The following is a 17,641-nucleotide window of genomic DNA, read 5'->3' on the forward strand; positions in this document are numbered from 1 at the left end:
GCGAGGCTGTGTGCATGGGTGATCTCATCGAACGGCTGCGTGCCGGCCTTCCCGCCGGGGCGATCCTCACCGACCCCGACGTCACCGCCTCCTACGCCCACGACATGGCGAGCTTCTGCCCGGCCGGAGCACCGGCCGTCGTCGTCCAGCCGCGGACCGTGGAAGAGGTCCAGCACGTCATGCGGACCGCCACCGCACTGCGGGTGCCCGTGGTGCCGCAGGGCGCCCGTACGGGCCTGTCCGGCGCGGCCAACGCGTCCGAGGGCTGCGTCGTGCTGTCGCTCACCAGGATGGACCGCGTGCTGGAGATCGACCCCGTCGACCGGGTCGCCGTCGTCGAGCCCGGCGTGGTCAACGCCGCCCTGTCGCGGGCCGTCGCCGAACACGGGCTGTACTACCCGCCGGACCCCTCCAGCTGGGAGCAGTGCACCATCGGCGGCAACATCGGCACCGGCTCCGGCGGCCTGTGCTGCGTGAAGTACGGCGTCACCGCCGAGTACGTGCTCGGGCTGGACGTGGTGCTGGCCGACGGGCGCCTGATGCGCACCGGGCGCCGTACCGCCAAGGGCGTCGCCGGCTACGACCTGACCCGGCTGTTCGTCGGCTCCGAGGGCAGCCTCGGCATCGTCGTCCGCGCGATCCTCGCGCTCAAGCCGGCCCCGCCCGCCCAGCTCGCGATGGTCGCCGAGTTCCCCTCCGCGGAGGCCGCCTGCGCCGCGGTGTGCGCCGTCATGGCCGGCGGCCACGTGCCGTCGCTGCTGGAGCTCATGGACGGCACCACGGTGCGCGCCGTGAACGCCATGACCGCCATGGGCCTGCCCGAGACGACGGAGGCCCTGCTGCTGGCCGCCTTCGACACGCCCGCCCCGGCCGCCGACCTGGCCGCGGTGGGGGAGCTGTGCCTGGCCGCGGGCGCCACGCAGGTCGTCCCCGCCGAGGACGCCACCGAGTCCGAAATGCTGCTCCAGGCGCGGCGGATGGCGCTTCCCGCGCTGGAGCGGGTCTCCACGGCCACGATGATCGACGACGTCTGTGTCCCGCGCGGCCGGCTGGCCGCCATGCTCGACGGGGTCGCGGCCATCGCCGCCAAGCAGGAACTGACCATCGGGGTCTGCGCCCACGCAGGCGACGGCAACACCCACCCCGTCGTCTGCTTCGACGCGGACGACCCCGAGGAGTCCCGGCGGGCCCGGGAGTCCTTCGACGAGATCATGGCGCTCGGTCTCGAACTCGGCGGCACGATCACCGGCGAACACGGTGTGGGCGTGCTGAAGAAGGAGTGGCTGGCCCGCGAACTCGGCCCGGTGGGCATGGAGATGCAGCGCGGCATCAAGGAGGTCTTCGACCCGCTCGGCATCCTCAACCCGGGCAAGCTCTTCTGATCCGGCGCCGGGCGCCCACCCGCTAGGCGTCCGGCGACTCGTCCAGCCCCGACCAGGGGTCGCGCAGCCACAGCTCGTCCCGCGGTTCACCAGCCGTGCCGGCGGTCGGGGCCAGCAGCTCGTCCAGGCGCTCGTCCATGGCCAGGTGGTCCAGCTCCGTCCCCGGCGGCACCACGCGCAGCGTGCGTTCCAGCCATGCGGCCACCGGCATGGAGGCCGCCTCCAGCAGCGCGTTCCCGTCCGGCGAGCTCAGCGCCATGCAGATGACGCTGCGCCCGTCGGTCTTGGTCGGCCAGATGCGCACGTCCCCGTGGCCGCTGGGCCGGAACACCCCCTCGACGAGTAACTCCCGGGCGAAGGTCCAGTTCACCGGGGACTGCGACCCGATGTGGAAGGCGATGTGCACGGCGAAGGGGTCCTCGACCCGGTAGGCCAGCCGGGCCGGTACGGCGATGCTGCGCTCCGGCGACAGCACCAGGTTCATCTCCAGTTCCCGTTCCACCACGGTCTGCATGGCGTCGTCGTCCTTTCCTCGGCACAAGGCCCCTGGCGGTACTGCGCGGCGAGGTGCTGCGCGGGGCCCGCACCGGGAGAGAGCGCATTTGGCACTCACCATTACGCGGCTTCCCATGATCGAGAGGATTTTTCCCGAAGATATGGCGACAGGTGCATGCATGCGATACACACATGGTTCGCCGGTCGCGGCACGGCACACCGGACGACGGGTCCCCTACTTCCCTGAGCTGTCGTCAGGCGGGCAGCGTAGCCGGTCCGGTGCGATGAAATGCCCCGGAATGCCGATCCCGGCCCGGGGCTCGTTTCTTTCTTCCGGGCGATGCGTTCTTCGTTAATGTCCTCCTTGGACCGCCGGAGGCGGCGGGCCGGTCGAGCGCGTGGTCGTGATGGGACGTGATGGGAGTTGCCACCGATGACCTCCGGAATCAGCGGCGGGGGTGTGCCCGGCCCCGGGTACTACCCGGACCCGTCCATCCCGGGCTACATCCGGTACTGGAACGGTTCCTCGTGGGTTCCCGGCACGAGCCGCCCGGCGCCGCAGCCCGGTGAGAACCTCGCGCCGCCCACGGGCGCCCCGCTGGCGGTGCCCGGCCCGGCGGTGGCCGCCGCCCCTCCGGCACCGGTGATGCCCGCCCCGCCCACGCCCCCGGTGCGCCGCACCCCCGCCGTGGACGAGTCCGGCCCGATGTTCCTCGACGAGGACCCGCAGGCGCCCGCCGCCGAACGGGGGCCGGCCGCCTCGGAATGGGCGGCGGACCCGGCGCGGCAGGAGCCGTCCCCACGGGTGTCGTGGGGCGCACAGGAGCGCGGGGGCGCGCCCCAGGCGTCCGCGTCCGCCCCCGCGTCCTCGCCCACTCCCACCTCCGTGTCCGCGCCCGCTCCCGCACCTTCGCCGGTCCCGGCGCCCCCGCCGGCCCCCGGACCCGCCCCCGCCCCGGCGATCGCCTCCGCGCCCACCGCCGGCGCCCCCGTGGCGCGGAGCGCGAACCCCGTGCCCTGGGCCCAGCAGGTGCAGGAACTGGCCCGTCAGGGGCAGCCCCAGGTGCCCGCGCAGAGCGGCACCGGCGGCGAGGCGCCGGGTGCGTCCGGCGTGCCCGCGCCGTGGCGGCCCGTCGCCGAGGACCCGTTCGCCTCGGCGCAGGAACAGGCCCGCCCCGGCTCGCTCGGCAAGCGCCTGCTCGCCCGGGTGATCGACTCGCTGGTGATGGGCGCGATCGTCGCCGCGGCCGCCGTGCCGCTGGGCACCGCCGCGTACGAGCACATCCAGGACAAGATGGACGCCGCCCGGCTGACCGGCGAGACGGTCACCGTGTGGTTCATCGACGGCACGACGGGCACGCAGCTCGGCATCATCCTCGGTGTCGCGCTCGTCGCCGGTGTGCTGTACGAGGTGCTGCCGACCGCCAAGTGGGGCCGCACGCTGGGCAAGAAGCTGCTCGGTCTGCGCGTCCTGGACATCGACAGCCAGTACGAACCCGGCTTCGGGCAGGCGCTGCGCCGCTGGCTCACGCACACCGTGCTGGACGTCCTGGTGATCGGGTTCCTGGGCCTGCTGTGGTGCGTCTTCGACCGCCCGTGGCGCCAGTGCTGGCACGACAAGGCGGTGCGCACCTTCGTGGCCGGGGACCGCTGAGGAACATCACCCGAACGGACCACGCCGGAGGCGTCCCCGCGGCGTCCGGGTTTCACTCGGGGCATGAGCACCGACCGGCCCGAGGACCCGTCTCCGAAGCCGCCCCAGGAGCCGCAGCAGCCCTCCCAGCCGCCGCCGTCCGGGACTCCGCCGGCGGGCGGCGGGCCGTACGACCAGCCGCCCCCGGTCTACCCCGGCGGCCCGTACGGCGGCGGTCAGCAGGGCGGTCCGTACGACAGCCCGTACGGCGGTGCGCCCACGCCCGACCCGCTCGCGGGGATGCCGCCGCTGGCGCACCGGGGCCGCCGGCTGCTCGCCCGCATCGTCGACGGACTGATCATCGGCATCCCCGTCTACGCCATCACCTGGGGCTTCTGGGGTGCCTACGACTACCGCAGCGGCTACGGCCAGGGCTTCGCCGAGGGCGTCATCTACGCGGTGGTCTACCTCGTCTACCAGGTCCTGATGCTCACCCGGTACGGGCAGAGCCTGGGCAAGAAGCTGCTCAAGGTGCGGGTCGGCATGCTGGCCGACGGCACCAACCCCTCGACCGCGGCGGCGCTCAAACGGGAGTCGGTCTACGCGCTGGTGCCGATCATCCCGTGCTGCGGCTCGATCTTCTGGATCGTCGAGGTGCTGTGGTGCACGTGGGACAAGCCCTACCGGCAGTGCCTGCACGACAAAGCCGGGCAAACCATTGTGGTCTCCGCGGCCTGAGACATCACCATGACGATCGTCGCAGGGCCGTGACGTATTGCCACTATGCGGCGTCTTGCCCGGCTGATTTACTCACTCTATGAGTTCGAATCAACCGCCCGGTTACGGTTACCCGCAGGGCGGCTCGGGGGGTCAGGATCCGTACGGCCAGAATCCGTATGGCCAGCAGCCTCATCCCCAGGGCCAGAACCCCTATGACCAGCAGCCGCCGCCGTTCCCGCAGCAGCAGCCCCCGTCGCCCTACGGCTACCCGCAGGCGCCGCCCGCCGGTTACGGCCAGATGCCCGTGGACCCGGCCCTGGCGGGCATGCCGCCGCTGGCCGACAGCGGCCAGCGCTTCCTCGCGCGCCTCATCGACCTGGGCATCTTCATCGTCCTGTTCATTGTCCTGATGGTGGTGACGGGCACCTCGGTCACCGACACCGGCCCGTTCCTGGGGATCGAACTGGTCGTCGGCCTGTGTGCGTTCTTGTACGAGGCGCTGATGCTGCAGTCCACCGGTCAGACGGTGGGCAAGAAGGTCATGAAGATCCGCGTCGCGAAGCTCGCCGACGGCAGCCCGCCCGGATCCGCGGCCTGGGGCCGCGCGGCGGTCTACTCGTTCATCAACGTCGTTCCCTGCGTGGGCGTCATCCTCTGGCTGCTCAACGTGCTGTGGCACCTGTGGGACAAGCCGTACCGCCAGTGCTGGCACGACAAGGCGGCCAAGACCGTCGTCGTCAAGATCTGACCGACGGCAGCACGCATACGACGGCCCCGGAGCGAAGGCTCCGGGGCCGTCGTCGTGCCGGGGCGTGCGGCGAACCGCTCAGTGGTTCAACGAGTGCTCCTCGATGCGGGGTTCGGCGGCGCTGCGCACCCGCGGGCGCGGGACCGGCGTGGCGGCGGCCGGAGCGCCGGCGCGGGCGCGGCGGGCGGCGGCCGGCATGGGCGCCGTGACGGCGACCAGGACGCCGAGCAGCAGCCCGGCGGCCGCGATGACCGCGACGCCGGTGCCCGAACGTGCCTCGGACAGCAGCAGCATCGCCAGGGTCGAGAGCACCACGGTCGCGGAACCGTACGAGATCTGGGCGGGGTTGGGACGTGGCATGGCAGATCCGTCCTTGTGTACGTCGAGGGTGTCGAAGCGTCGGCCAGGGCGGTCTTACGGATGGTTCAGAGGTGGCACGCCATCCACCGACTCTACGTTTCGGGATGCCCGGACGGAACGTCCGGTAAGCGTGACCTAACCCACGGTGCGGAAGCATGGGGGGCGCAAGGGGTCGCATCGCGATCTCCCGGGGGCCCAACGTTGCTCGCTGCCCGACCGCTTGGGCAGGGCGGAACGTCCGCTATGCGCAACGGACCGGTCGCTCACCGTACTTGGTGGTCATAAGCAAGTCAAGATCTGTCTTTTCTCGCGTCACTCCGGTGCAATGGCCTCACCCTAGGGAGGTCAAATCACAGTGATAAGCCACCGACGGACCATCAGATCCGCCGCTCTGGCCGTGGCGATCGCCGCAATAGGTGCCGGCGCCTTCCCCGTCGCGGCAGCCCAGGCCGACTCTCAGGCCGCCGGCGTCGTGCGCAAGGACCCGGCTCGGGCGGAGCGTGTCGCGCACGATCTGAAGGGCCCGCTCAGCGAGCGTCAGGCGTCCCAGCGCCAGCAGGCGATCGAACAGGTCATATCCGGCAAGTCCAAGGTCGAGGACCGCGGCGCCTCGGGCGTGGTGAAGCTCGGCAAGAACAAGTACGTCGAGCTCAAGCGCGAGAAGACCGACAAGATCTTTGTGATCCTTGCCGAGTTCGGGAACAAGACCGACCCCGCGTACGGCGGCACGACCGGCCCCGCGCACAACTCCATAGCCAAGCCCGACCGTCGCAAGGACAACAGCACGGAGTGGCAGGCGGACTACAACAGCCGGCACTTCCAGGACCTGTACTTCTCGCACTCCTCCAGCAAGGAGTCGGTGGCCAAGTACTACGAGAAGCAGTCCTCCGGCCGCTACTCGGTCGCCGGCGAGGTCGCGGACTGGGTCAAGGTCGACTGGAACGAAGCCCGTTACGGCAGCAACAAGTGCGACACCTGCACCTGGAACCTCGTCGCCGACGCGGTGAACAAGTGGGTCGCCGGGCGCAAGGCCGCCGGTGACTCCGCCGCCCAGATCAAGGCGAAGCTGGCCGAGTACGACCAGTGGGACCGCTACGACTACGACGGCGACGGCAACTTCAACGAGCCCGACGGCTACATCGACCACTTCCAGATCGTGCACGCCGGCGAGGACGAGTCCGCCGGCGGCGGCGCCCAGGGCGAGGACGCGATCTGGGCCCACCGCTGGTACGCCTTCGGTACCGACGCGGGCGCGACGGGCCCGGTCGGCAACCGGCTCGGCGGCACCCAGATCGGCGACACCGGCGTATGGGTCGGCGACTACACCGTGCAGCCCGAGAACGGCGGCCTCGGTGTCTTCGCGCACGAGTTCGGCCACGACCTCGGTCTGCCGGACCACTACGACACCACCAACACCGCCGAGAACTCCACCGGCTTCTGGACGCTGATGTCCTCCGGTTCGTGGCTCGGCACCGGCAAGGACGCCATCGGCAACCTGCCCGGCGACATGACCGCGTGGGACAAGCTCCAGCTGGGCTGGCTGAACTACGCCACCGCCAAGGCCGGCACGAAGTCGGCCACCACCCTCGGTGTCTCGGAGTACAACACCCCGAACAAGCAGGGTCTGGTCGTCACGCTCCCCAAGAAGACCGTGGTCACGCAGCTGGCGACCCCGGCCGAAGGCACCAAGCAGTGGTGGAGCGGCAGCGGTGACAACCTGAGCAACACCCTCACCCGCGATGTCGACCTCACCGGCAAGTCCTCCGCGAGCCTGGCCCTCAAGGGCTGGTACGACATCGAGGAGAACTACGACTACCTCTACACCGAGGCGTCCACCGACGGCGGCGCCACCTGGACCGCGCTGGACGGCACGATCGGCGGCGCACCGCTGCCGCGCGACGCCAGCGACAAGCCGGCTCTGACCGGTACCGCGGACTCGTACCAGGACATGGCGTTCCCGCTGGACGCGTACGCGGGCAAGTCGGTCAAGCTCCGCTTCCGTTACCAGAGCGACGGCGGCGTGGCCCAGAAGGGCTTCCTGGCCGACGCGATCACGCTGACCGCCGACGGCGCCACCGTGTTCAGCGACGGCGCCGAGAACGGTGACAACGGCTGGACCGCCGACGGCTTCACCGCCAAGGGCTCCACGTTCTCCTCGGAGTACCCGCAGTACTACATCGCGGAGAACCGGCAGTACGTCTCGTACGACAAGACCCTGAAGGTCGGCCCCTACAACTTCGGCTGGGCCGCGCCCAAGGAGAACTGGGTCGAGCACTACGCGTACCAGAACGGCCTGCTGGTCTGGCTGTGGGACACCTCGATGAGCGACAACAACGTCAGCGCGCACCCGGGCGCGGGCAAGATCCTCCCGATCGACGCCCACCCCAAGCCGCTGCTGTGGAAGGACGGCACGCTGCAGCGCAACCGCGTGCAGGCCTACGACTCCACGTTCACGAGGTCCCGCACCGACGCCATCACCCTGCACAAGAACGGCGTCGCCACCCGGATCGCGAGCCAGCCCGGCAACCCGGTCTTCGACGACAAGAACACCTACTGGTCCTCCGCGAACCCGACCGGCGGTGTGAAGGTGTCCCCCACCAACACCCGCATCACGGTCGTGTACGAGACCAGGGACGGCAGCACTATCACGATCGCGGTCGGCCCGTCCCGCAAGTGATCACGCATCGCCCGAAGTGACCGGATCGGCCCCCGTCCCCTGGTGGACGGGGGCCGATCCGCAGATCATGTGCTTATGGCCAGCGGCGGGTTCACCAGGCTCCCGAGCGGCGACGTCATCGTCGCCCTCCGGCTGCCCTCGCCCGGGGGCACCCCGGACGACCACATACGGGTGATCGTCGTCTCCGCGAACCGGCAGCGCGCCCTCACCCGGCTGCGCAACCTGGGCTTTCGCACCGCCCGTCTGGCGGGCAACCTCGAGCCGCCGACCGGCGACGAGATCAACGCCGTCCTGCACCACCCCGACGGCCTGGTCTGGCGGCGTATCCCGGCCGCCCCCGCAGAACCCTGGCAGTCCATCGCGGCCCTGCTGGGCCCGACCGCCCGGCGCCCCGCCACTCGCTGAGGGGCAGGCGCTACGCCGCGCCCATGACCGGCTTGCCGGTCAGCTCCGCGCCTGCGGCCCGCAGCTCGTCCGTCGCCCGGTCCGTCGTCTCCCGCATCACCCCGGCCGTCAGGTCCAGCAGCACCCGGGTGCGCAGGCCCGCGCGGACCGCGTCCAGCGCGGTGGCCCGCACGCAGTGGTCGGTGGCGATGCCGACCACGTCGACCTCGCTCACCCCGTGCCCGCTCAGCCACCGCGCCAGGCCGGTGCCGTTCTCGTCGGTGCCCTCGAAGCCGCTGTACGCGCCCGAGTAGTGGCCCTTGTCGAAGACCGCGTCCACCGCGCCCGAGGCGACCGCCGGGGCGAAGTTGGGGTGGAAGCCCACGCCCTCGGTGCCGGCCACGCAGTGCACCGGCCAGGTGTGGATGTAGTCCGGCCGCTCGGAGAAGTGGTCGCCCGGTTCGATGTGGTGGTCGCGGGTCGCCACGACGTAGCGGTAGCCGGCCGTGCCGTCCCCGATGAGGTCGGTGATCGCGGCGGCCACCCCCGCGCCGCCGGCGACAGCGAGGCTGCCGCCCTCGCAGAAATCGTTCTGCACGTCCACGACGATCAGTGCCCGGTGCATCAGGGGTCCGTCCTTCCGTTGCTCGCGGTCCATCGACTGTACGTACCGCGCCCTGTCCGCGGCAGGGCGCCTCAGTAGGTGACGTACTCCGTGGGCAGCGCCGGCTCGCCGCGGGAGAGCTGGGTGGCCGACAGCGGCAGACCGGCGCGCGCCTCGACGTGCCGGGTGCGCGCGGCCTCCAGCGGCTCCCGGGCGACGACCTCGCCGCCGGTCACCAGCGGCACCAGCAACTGCCGGTCCGCCAGCGCCGCCGGCACCGGCCCGGTGCCGACGACCTCGGCCTCCGCTACGCCGTCGGCGTCCAGCCGGCGCGCCGCCCACTTGCGGCCGCCGACGCTGGTCTTGCCGCCCATCGACTTCTTGGCGACCGGCACCAGGGGCGCGTCCGGGGCGTCGGAGGCGGCGCGGGCGACCAGCTTGTAGACCATCGAGCAGGTCGGGTGGCCGCTGCCGGTGACCACGGAGGTGCCCACGCCGTACGCGTCCACCGGCGCCGCCGCCAGCGAGGCGATGGCGTACTCGTCCAGGTCGGAGGTCACCACGATCCGGGTGTCCCTGGCCCCGAGGTCGTCCAGTTGCTGCCGCACCCGGTGGGCGAGCAGCAGCAGGTCGCCGGAGTCGATGCGCACCGCGCCGAGCTCCGGGCCGGCGATCTCGACGGCCGCGCGGACCGCCTCGGCCACGTCGTAGGTGTCGACCAGCAAGGTGGTGCCGCGGCCCAGGGACTCCACCTGGGCGGTGAAGGCGTCCCGCTCGTTGTCGTGCAGCAGGGTGAAGGCGTGCGCGCTGGTGCCGATGGTGGGCAGGCCGTACCGGAATCCGGCGGCCAGATTGCTCGACGAGACGAATCCGCCGACGTAGGCGGCGCGGGAGGCGGCCACCGCCGCCAGCTCGTGCGCCCGGCGGGCGCCCATCTCCATCAGCGGACGGCCGGCGGCCGCCACGGCCATCCGGGAGGCGGCGGCCGCGATGGCGCTGTCGTGGTTGAGGACCGACAGCACCACCGTCTCCAGCAGGACGGCCTCGGCGAAACTGCCCTCCACCCGCAGGATCGGCGAGCCGGGGAAGTACACCTCGCCCTCCAGGTAGCCGAGGACGTCGCCGCGGAAGCGGTAGTCCGCCAGCCACTTCAAGGTGGCGGCGTCCACGACCTGCTCGCGTTCCAGGAAGCCGAGGATGTCCGCGTCGAAGCGGAAGTTCGCCACCGCGTCGAGCAGGCGCCCGGTGCCGCCCACGACTCCGTACCGCCGACCTTCGGGCAGCCGGCGGGTGAACACCTCGAACACCGAACGGCGGTCGGCCGCACCGCTGCGCAGCGCGGCCTGCAGCATGGTCAGCTCGTACCGGTCGGTGAAGAGCGCGGTGGAGGGGACGGCCACGGGCAGCCCCAGGTCTGCAGAGCTCATGGCGAGGATGCTACCCCCAACTCTCGTCAGAGTGACGATTTCTCGGAGCCGGTTTCCCTGCGGGCGGGCTCTGGTGACAGCATGGGTCCCGTGAGTGTCGCCCCCGCAGAGATCGAACGGACCGAGTCGAGCGAGGCCCCCTTCGCGGTGCCGTCACCGGACGTTCCCTGGGTGACCGTCGTCCACAACGACCCGGTCAATCTCATGAGCTACGTGACCTACGTCTTCCAGGCGTACTTCGGCTACCCGAAGGACAAGGCCACCAAGCTGATGCTCGACGTCCATCACAAGGGGCGGGCCGTGGTCTCCAGCGGCACCCGCGAGGAGATGGAACGCGACGTGCAGGCGATGCACGGATACGGGCTCTGGGCCACGCTCACCCAGGACCGCTGATCACCCCACCGCCGAGCACCATGAGGACGGCTGAGACACACATGCCCGGGTACTTCGAGTCCACGCCCGGTGGGACCGCCGCCGTCGCGCTCGACGAGGTCGAGATCTCCATCCTGCGCAACCTGGTCGTCCAGCTCCTGGAGCTGATCGGGCCCGGGGACAGCGACGGCGGCACCGGCGACGGCGAGCCGGCCGACCCGTTCGCCGGGCTCTTCGAGGACGGCCCGACCAAGCCCCCGCGGGACCCGGCCCTGGCCCGGCTGTTCCCCGACGCGTACGAGGAGACGGCCGACTCCGCGGAGTTCCGCCGCTTCACCGAGAACGACCTGCGCGCCCGCAAACGCGGCGACGCCCTCGCGGTGGTGCGCAGCCTCGACGCGCTGAACCCGGGCCGCAGCGGGGGAGCGGTGCTGACCCTGGGCGAGGCCGGGGCCCTGCAATGGCTCGGGACCCTCAACGACCTGCGGCTGACCCTGGGGTCCCGGCTGGAGGTCACCGACGACGAGGAGAACGAGCTCTACCACCTCCCCGACTCCGACGAGCGCAAGCCGCTCGTCCTGGCCTATCTGTGGCTCGGGGGCCTTCAGGAGAGTCTGGTGGCGACCCTCCAGGTGTGATCGAGGCGTCCTCCGCCCGGGGGCTCCGTCCGGGGGCTCCGTCCGGGGGACTCAGCCCTCTCGCCGCTCACCCTCCGCTCGTCTCCCGTGCGCCCGTTGTCCGCTCAGGGGATGCTCGAATCCGGATAGCGATCACGTCACCGCGGCCGGGGGCATTCCCGTTCGGCGCACCTTTTGTCCGCTTCTTCCTGGGGCGTGTGACACATTTGCGCTGCGTGCCCGACGCCCGCCCCGTGATACGAATCCTCGACCACCGGCCATGACGCCACCCCAAGTCGCGGTCGGTCGCGTGGCCGGTCGACCCCGGCGTGCACCTCCAACCATCCGGGGGGATCGGAGCCCGGTCCGAGCCGTACAGGGCCGGCCGGGCATGGAGAAAGGCACAGCAGACATGACCTCGACGCAGGTCGAGCACGAATCCGGCAGCGGGGCCGAGGGAACCGCGACAGCGGAGGGCTACAAGCGGGCACTCAACGCCCGCCAGGTCCAGATGATCGCCATCGGCGGCGCCATCGGCACCGGCCTCTTCTACGGCTCCAGCACCGGCATCGCCACCATCGGACCCAGCCTGATCGCCTGCTACGCCGCCGCCGGCGTGGTGATCTTCTTCATCATGCGGGCCCTCGGCGAGCTCCTGACCTACCGCCCCACCTCCGGCAGCTTCGCCGACTACGCCCGCGAGTTCTTCGGGCCGTTCGCGGGCTTCGCCACCGGCTGGTCCTACTGGGCCCTGTGGGTCACCGCCTGCATGTCCGAGGTCACGGCCGCGGGCGCGTACCTCAACTTCTGGTGGCCGTCGATCCCGGTGTGGTCCACCGCCGCCGTCGCGCTCGTGGTGCTCTTCGTCGCGAACCTGGTCTCGGTCAAGCTCTTCGGCGAGCTGGAGTTCTGGTTCTCCACCATCAAGGTCACCGCCATCATCGCCATGATCGTCATCGGCGTCGGAGTGCTGACCTTCGGCTTCTCCGCCGCGGGCGACACCGCCTCGGTCACCCACCTGTGGGCCGACGGCGGCTTCGCGCCCAACGGCGCCTGGCAGGCCATGCTCGCCATGCAGGGTGTCATCTTCGCCTACCTCGGCGTCGAGCTGGTCGGCATCACCGCGGGCGAGGCCGAGAACCCCCAGCAGACCCTGCGCAAGGCGATCAACACCCTCCCGGTGCGCATCGGCATCTTCTACGTCGGCGCGCTGATCATCCTGCTGTCGGTCTTCTCCTGGACCAACTACACCCCCGGCGTCAGCCCGTTCGTCCAGGTCTTCGCCCAGGTCGGCATCCCCGGCGCGGCCGGGATCATGAACTTCGTGGTCCTCACCGCCGCCCTGTCCTCGTGCAACTCCGGCATCTACTCCACCGGCCGCATGCTGCGCGGCCTGGCCGCCAACGGCGAGGCTCCCCGCCCCATGGGCAACCTCAGCGGCCGGCACCTGCCGCTGCCCGCACTCGTCGGGTCCACCCTGGTCATGGGCATCGGCGTGATCGTCAACGTGGTTTCGCCCGGCAAGGCCTTCCTCTACATCACCTCGGTCGCCACCTGCGCGGGGCTGTGGACCTGGATCATGATCCTTGCCGCGCACCTGCGGTACCGGGCCAGGGTCCGCGCCGGGCTGCTGCCCGCCTCCGACTTCCGGATGCCGGGCGCCCCCGTCACCAACTGGCTGGCCATCGCCGCCCTGCTGCTCGTCGTCGTCCTCATGGCGATCGACGCCGACACCCGGCTCGGCCTGTACGTGTGGCTCGTGTGGTCGGCCGTGCTCGCCGTCGGCTACCACGCCGCCAAGCGGCGCACCCCCACCGACGCGGCGCTGGCCCTCGCCCAGAAGTAGCCCCGCGGACCGGCCCCCGGCCGGTGTCCCGGCAGTCGGCCTCCCTCCTCCCGTACGGGGGCCGACTGCTTATCCTGGCGACCATGCTGACCCTCACCCGTGCCCTGCACGACGCCCTCGTCGCCCACGCCCGTGCCGACCACCCCGACGAGGCGTGCGGCGTCATCGCGGGGCCGGCCGGCACCGGCCGGCCCGAGCGGCACATCCCGATGCTCAACGCGGCCCGCTCGCCCACGTTCTACGAGTTCGACTCCGGGGACCTGCTCAAGCTCTACCGCGACATGGACGACCGCGACGAGGAACCGGTCGTCGTCTACCACTCGCACACCGCCACCGAGGCCTACCCCTCGCGCACCGACATCTCCTACGCAGGCGAACCGGGCGCGCACTACGTGCTGGTCTCCACCGCCGACACCGACGATGCCGGGCCCTTCCAGTTCCGTTCCTTCCGGATCGTGGACGGCGAGGTCACCGAGGAACCCGTCGAGATCGTCGACTCCCGCACCTGAGACGGCCTCGTCCGCATCATGGGACGGCCGTCTCTGCCGGCCGGGGGGAATCGATACGATGACCCCATGGTTCTCCACGACGTGAGCGACAACGCGCCGGGCACCCTGCTCGTGGCGCGGCTGTACGTCGACTTGTGCCGCCTCGCCGGCGCGGCATGTCCCCGCCCCTGACGCGCCGACCGCCCCCGCTCGCGCGCTCCGGGCCGCCCACCGGACCCCGTCCGCCGGGCCGCGCACACCGGGACGCCGCACCGCCGCCCGCACCACACGACGCCCCTTCCGACTGGAGCCCCGCATGGCCATCGAGGTCCGCATCCCGACCATCCTTCGCAGCTACACCGGCGGCGCCAAGGCCGTCGACGGCAGCGGCAGCACGATCGACGAGCTCCTCACCGACCTCGACAGCCGCCACCCGGGCATCCGCGAGCGCATCGTCGACGCCGCCGCCGGCGGCGAACTGCGGCGCTTCGTGAACGTCTACCTCAACGACGAGGACGTCCGCTTCCTGGACGGCATCACCACCAAGCTGACCGACGGCGACAGCGTCACCATCCTGCCCGCCGTCGCGGGTGGAATGGCCTGATGCGGTACGACAGCCCGCTGGCAGCCGTCGGCAACACCCCGCTGGTACGGCTGCCGCGCCTGTCCCCGTCCGCCGAGGTCGGCGTCTGGGCCAAGCTGGAGGACCGCAACCCCACGGGCTCCGTCAAGGACCGCCCGGCCCTGCACATGGTCGAGCAGGCCGAACGCTCCGGACGCCTCACCCCCGGCTGCACGATCCTGGAGCCCACCTCGGGCAACACCGGCATCTCGCTGGCCATGGCCGCGAGGCTCAAGGGCTACCGCATGGTCTGCGTCATGCCCGAGAACACCTCCTCCGAGCGGCGCGAACTGCTCACCATGTGGGGCGCCGAGATCATCCCCTCCCCGGCCGCCGGCGGCTCCAACACCGCCGTGCGCGTCGCCAAGGAGCTCAGCGCGCAGCACCCCGACTGGGTGATGCTCTACCAGTACGGCAACCCCGACAACGCCGGCGCCCACTACGCGACCACCGGCCCCGAGATCCTCGCCGACCTCCCGTCCGTCACCCACTTCGTCGCCGGGCTCGGCACCACCGGCACCCTCATGGGCGTCGGCCGCTACCTGCGCGAGAAGGTGCCCGGCGTACAGATCGTCGCCGCCGAGCCGCGCTACGACGACCTCGTCTACGGACTGCGCAACCTCGACGAGGGCTTCATCCCCGAGCTCTACGACGAGTCCGTCCTCACCACCCGCTTCTCGGTCGGCTCGGCGGACGCCGTCGCCCGCACCCGCGAACTGCTCCAGCAGGAGGGCATCTTCGCCGGTGTCTCCACCGGCGCCGCCCTGCACGCCGCCCTCGGCGTCGCCCGCAAGGCCGAACGCGCGGGCGAACGGGCCGACATCGTGTTCGTCGTCGCCGACGGCGGCTGGAAGTACCTGTCGACCGGCATCTACACCGCCGAGTCCACCGAGGCGGCCGTCGCCGCCCTGCACGGCCAGCTCTGGGCCTGAGCCTCACGCCCCCCAGCGGCGCCCCCGTCCCGGCGAAGTTCCGGCGACGAGGGCGCCGTACTGGTGATTCCGCCCACAACGGGGCTCCGCAGAGGAGCAAGGGCAGCCCGAGCGCCTTACGCTCAAGCACATGGCGGGTCGCTCCCGCCCTCCCCCCATTCCCGTACGGAATGGGGCATCGTGGCGCGCCAACGCAAGACCCCCGGAACAATCCACGGAGGTTTCTGCACATGAAGCTCACCGTCGTCGGCTGCTCGGGGTCGTTTCCGTCCGCGGACTCGGCCTGCTCCAGCTACCTCGTCGAGGCCGACGGCTTCCGGTTGCTGCTCGACATGGGTAATGGCGCCCTCGGCGAGCTGCAACGCCACTGCGGTCTCTACGACCTCGACGCCGTCCTGCTGAGCCATCTGCACGCCGACCACTGCATCGACATGCTCGGCTACTTCGTCGCACGCTACTACCGTCACGAGGGCGGCCCCGCCCACGCCATCCCCGTCTACGGACCGGAAGGCACCGAGCGCCGCCTCGCGAGCGCCTACGGGGACGTGCCCGACGAGAAGTGCATGAGCGAGGTCTTCGACTTCCGCACCCTCGGCCCCGGAGCGTTCCGGCTCGGCCCCTTCACCGTCACCGCGGACATGGTCAGCCACCCCGTCGAGGCCTACGGCTTCCGCATCGAGCACGCCGGCCGCACCCTCACCTACTCCGGTGACACCGGCCGGAGCGATGCCCTGCTGACCCTGACCGAGGGCACCGACCTCTTCCTGTGCGAGGCCTCCTTCACGCACGGCAAGGAGGACATCCCCGGCCTGCATCTCAACGGCCGCGAGGCCGGCGAGTACGCCGACCGCGCAGGCGCCGGCCGCCTCGTCCTCACCCACATCCCGCCGTGGACCGACCCCCAGGTCAACCTCGACGACGCCCGCGCGGTCTACGACGGCCCGGTCGAGCTGGCGAAGGCGGGCGCGGTCTACGAGATCTGACGGCCCCGGCACGCACGAGGCACGGATGAGGCACGGATTAGGCCCCCGGAACCTGGTCGGTTCCGGGGGCCTCGTTCATGCGGCGCGGGCGCGGTCGCTAGGCCTTGGTGAGGTCCTCGATCTCCTCCTCGGGCTCGCGGCCCGGGGTGGGGAGGTTGAACTTGACGATGGTGAAGCGGAAGACCACGTAGTAGATCGCGGCGAAAGCCAGGCCGATCGGGATGATCAGCCAGGGCCTCGTGTCCCGGCTCCAATAGAGGGCATAGTCGATCAGTCCCGCGGAGAAGTTGAAGCCCGCGTGCACTCCCAGTCCCCACGTCACGGCCATGGAGACCGCGGTGAGGACGGCGTGCACGGCGTACAGCAGCGGCGCGACGAACATGAAGGAGAACTCGATCGGCTCGGTGACACCGGTGACGAAGGAGGTCAGGGCCAGGGAGATCATCATGCCCAGGACGGCCTTGCGGCGCTCGGGGCGTGCGGCGTGCGCCATGGCGAGTGCGGCGGCCGGCAGCGCGAACATCATGATCGGGAAGAAGCCCGACATGAACTGCCCCGCCGTCGGGTCGCCGGCCAGGAAGCGGCCGTAGTCGCCATGGGTGACCACTCCCGCTGCATTGGTGAAGTCGCCGAGTTGGAACCAGGCCACCGTGTTGACGAACTGGTGCATGCCGATCGGGATCAGCGCGCGGTTGACCAGCCCGAACAGGCCCGCGCCGACAGAACCGAGGCCGGTCATCCATTCGCCGAAGTTGCTGATGCCGTCGCCTATGGGCTCCCACACCAGGCCGAAGAAGACGCCGACGAGGAGGCCAACGAACGCCGTGATGATCGGCACAAGGCGGCGGCCGTTGAAGAAGCCGAGCCAGTCGACGAGCTTGGTGCGGTGGAACCGCTGCCACAGCACCGCCGACAGCAGGCCCATGACGATGCCGCCGAGAACACCCGGGTTGTTGAAGGTCGCGAGTATGTCCGCGCCCTTCTGGATCTTGGCGTCGGTGACCGGGAAGGCCTCCAGCACCTTGGAGTAGACCAGGAAGCCGACGAGGGCGGCGAGCGCGGTCGATCCGTCGGACTTCTTGGCGAAGCCGATGGCCACGCCCACACAGAACAGCAGCGGAAGGGCACCGGTGAGGGCGCTGCCCGCCTTGTCGAAGACGGACGCGACCGTGTCCCAGCCGAGGCCGTCGGCCCCGAAGACATCGGGCTGTCCCAGCCGGACCAAGAGGCCCGCCGCCGGCAGGACGGCGATCGGCAGCTGGAGGCTGCGGCCGATCTTCTGCAGGCCCTGGAAAAGGCCGGAGCCCCGCTTCTTCGCCGCGGGAGCCGCCGTGGGGGTGGCGGTCGTCAT

General features: G+C 71.0%; 19 protein-coding genes. 14 read left to right on the top strand and 5 right to left on the bottom strand.

The annotated features are described in order from the left end of the window. The first annotated feature begins 14 nt into the window (after positions 1-14). Positions 15-1,382: an FAD-binding oxidoreductase gene (locus RV983_RS22780; protein ID WP_475987592.1), complete on the top strand. Its 1,368-nt coding sequence runs from the start codon at positions 15-17 to the stop codon at positions 1,380-1,382. 22 nt (positions 1,383-1,404) lie between these two features. On the opposite strand, the gene RV983_RS22785 is transcribed toward RV983_RS22780, so the two are convergent. Then, on the bottom strand, positions 1,405-1,896 hold the full coding sequence (locus RV983_RS22785; protein WP_475987593.1) for an SsgA family sporulation/cell division regulator: 492 nt from the start codon (positions 1,894-1,896) through the stop codon (positions 1,405-1,407). Positions 1,897-2,310: 414 nt separating this feature from the next. On the opposite strand from RV983_RS22785, the gene RV983_RS22790 reads away from it, so the two are divergent. From RV983_RS22790 to RV983_RS22800, 3 genes are all read left to right on the top strand, one after another. Beyond that, positions 2,311-3,531: an RDD family protein gene (locus RV983_RS22790; RefSeq protein WP_475987594.1), complete on the top strand. Its 1,221-nt coding sequence runs from the start codon at positions 2,311-2,313 to the stop codon at positions 3,529-3,531. A 63-nt stretch (positions 3,532-3,594) separates the two neighbouring features. Then, positions 3,595-4,248 (top strand): RDD family protein, encoded by a 654-nt coding sequence (locus RV983_RS22795; protein WP_475987595.1) that lies wholly within the window; start codon positions 3,595-3,597, stop codon positions 4,246-4,248. 79 nt (positions 4,249-4,327) lie between these two features. Further along, on the top strand, positions 4,328-4,978 hold the full coding sequence (locus RV983_RS22800) for an RDD family protein (protein ID WP_475987596.1): 651 nt from the start codon (positions 4,328-4,330) through the stop codon (positions 4,976-4,978). A gap of 78 nt (positions 4,979-5,056) precedes the next feature. Here RV983_RS22800 and RV983_RS22805 read toward each other — a convergent pair whose 3' ends face one another. Beyond that, complete coding sequence (locus RV983_RS22805) at positions 5,057-5,338, bottom strand: hypothetical protein (protein WP_475987597.1); 282 nt, start codon at positions 5,336-5,338, stop codon at positions 5,057-5,059. Positions 5,339-5,693: 355 nt separating this feature from the next. Here RV983_RS22805 and RV983_RS22810 point away from each other — a divergent pair, with 355 nt between their 5' ends. After that, positions 5,694-8,015 (top strand): immune inhibitor A domain-containing protein, encoded by a 2,322-nt coding sequence (locus RV983_RS22810; RefSeq protein WP_475987598.1) that lies wholly within the window; start codon positions 5,694-5,696, stop codon positions 8,013-8,015. A gap of 75 nt (positions 8,016-8,090) precedes the next feature. Continuing rightward, the gene (locus tag RV983_RS22815) at positions 8,091-8,420 is read left to right on the top strand and encodes a hypothetical protein (RefSeq protein ID WP_475987599.1); all 330 of its coding nucleotides are present in this window, start codon (positions 8,091-8,093) and stop codon (positions 8,418-8,420) included. Positions 8,421-8,430: 10 nt separating this feature from the next. On the opposite strand, the gene RV983_RS22820 is transcribed toward RV983_RS22815, so the two are convergent. Together RV983_RS22820 and RV983_RS22825 are read right to left on the bottom strand one after the other, a co-directional pair. After that, a complete protein-coding gene (locus RV983_RS22820; protein WP_475987600.1) occupies positions 8,431-9,024 on the bottom strand; it encodes an isochorismatase family protein in 594 nt (197 codons plus the stop codon). 71 nt (positions 9,025-9,095) lie between these two features. After that, entirely contained in the window at positions 9,096-10,430 is a 1,335-nt protein-coding gene (locus tag RV983_RS22825) for a nicotinate phosphoribosyltransferase (RefSeq protein ID WP_475987601.1), read from the bottom strand. 81 nt (positions 10,431-10,511) lie between these two features. On the opposite strand from RV983_RS22825, the gene clpS reads away from it, so the two are divergent. The 8 genes from clpS (at position 10,512) to RV983_RS22865 (ending at position 16,290) form a co-directional block, all read left to right on the top strand. Continuing rightward, complete coding sequence (gene clpS / locus RV983_RS22830) at positions 10,512-10,823, top strand: ATP-dependent Clp protease adapter ClpS (protein WP_475987602.1); 312 nt, start codon at positions 10,512-10,514, stop codon at positions 10,821-10,823. 41 nt (positions 10,824-10,864) lie between these two features. After that, on the top strand, positions 10,865-11,440 hold the full coding sequence (locus RV983_RS22835; RefSeq protein WP_475987603.1) for a DUF2017 domain-containing protein: 576 nt from the start codon (positions 10,865-10,867) through the stop codon (positions 11,438-11,440). Positions 11,441-11,831: 391 nt separating this feature from the next. After that, positions 11,832-13,265, top strand: coding sequence for an amino acid permease (locus RV983_RS22840; RefSeq protein WP_475987604.1), 1,434 nt, complete (start codon positions 11,832-11,834; stop codon positions 13,263-13,265). Between the two features lie 83 nt (positions 13,266-13,348). Beyond that, positions 13,349-13,774, top strand: a complete 426-nt coding sequence (locus tag RV983_RS22845) for a M67 family metallopeptidase (RefSeq protein WP_475987605.1) — start codon at positions 13,349-13,351, stop codon at positions 13,772-13,774. A gap of 66 nt (positions 13,775-13,840) precedes the next feature. Next, the gene (locus RV983_RS22850) at positions 13,841-13,945 is read left to right on the top strand and encodes a putative leader peptide (RefSeq protein ID WP_475987606.1); all 105 of its coding nucleotides are present in this window, start codon (positions 13,841-13,843) and stop codon (positions 13,943-13,945) included. 124 nt (positions 13,946-14,069) lie between these two features. Then, positions 14,070-14,357, top strand: coding sequence for a MoaD family protein (locus tag RV983_RS22855; protein WP_475987607.1), 288 nt, complete (start codon positions 14,070-14,072; stop codon positions 14,355-14,357). Further along, complete coding sequence (locus RV983_RS22860; RefSeq protein ID WP_475987608.1) at positions 14,357-15,307, top strand: PLP-dependent cysteine synthase family protein; 951 nt, start codon at positions 14,357-14,359, stop codon at positions 15,305-15,307. Before RV983_RS22855 ends, RV983_RS22860 begins: the two co-directional genes overlap by 1 nt. 230 nt (positions 15,308-15,537) lie before the next feature. Beyond that, the gene (locus tag RV983_RS22865) at positions 15,538-16,290 is read left to right on the top strand and encodes an MBL fold metallo-hydrolase (protein ID WP_475987609.1); all 753 of its coding nucleotides are present in this window, start codon (positions 15,538-15,540) and stop codon (positions 16,288-16,290) included. A gap of 97 nt (positions 16,291-16,387) precedes the next feature. Here RV983_RS22865 and RV983_RS22870 read toward each other — a convergent pair whose 3' ends face one another. Then, positions 16,388-17,641, bottom strand: coding sequence for a PTS transporter subunit EIIC (locus RV983_RS22870; RefSeq protein WP_475987610.1), 1,254 nt, complete (start codon positions 17,639-17,641; stop codon positions 16,388-16,390).

Source organism: Streptomyces sp. RLA123 (assembly GCF_056270165.1).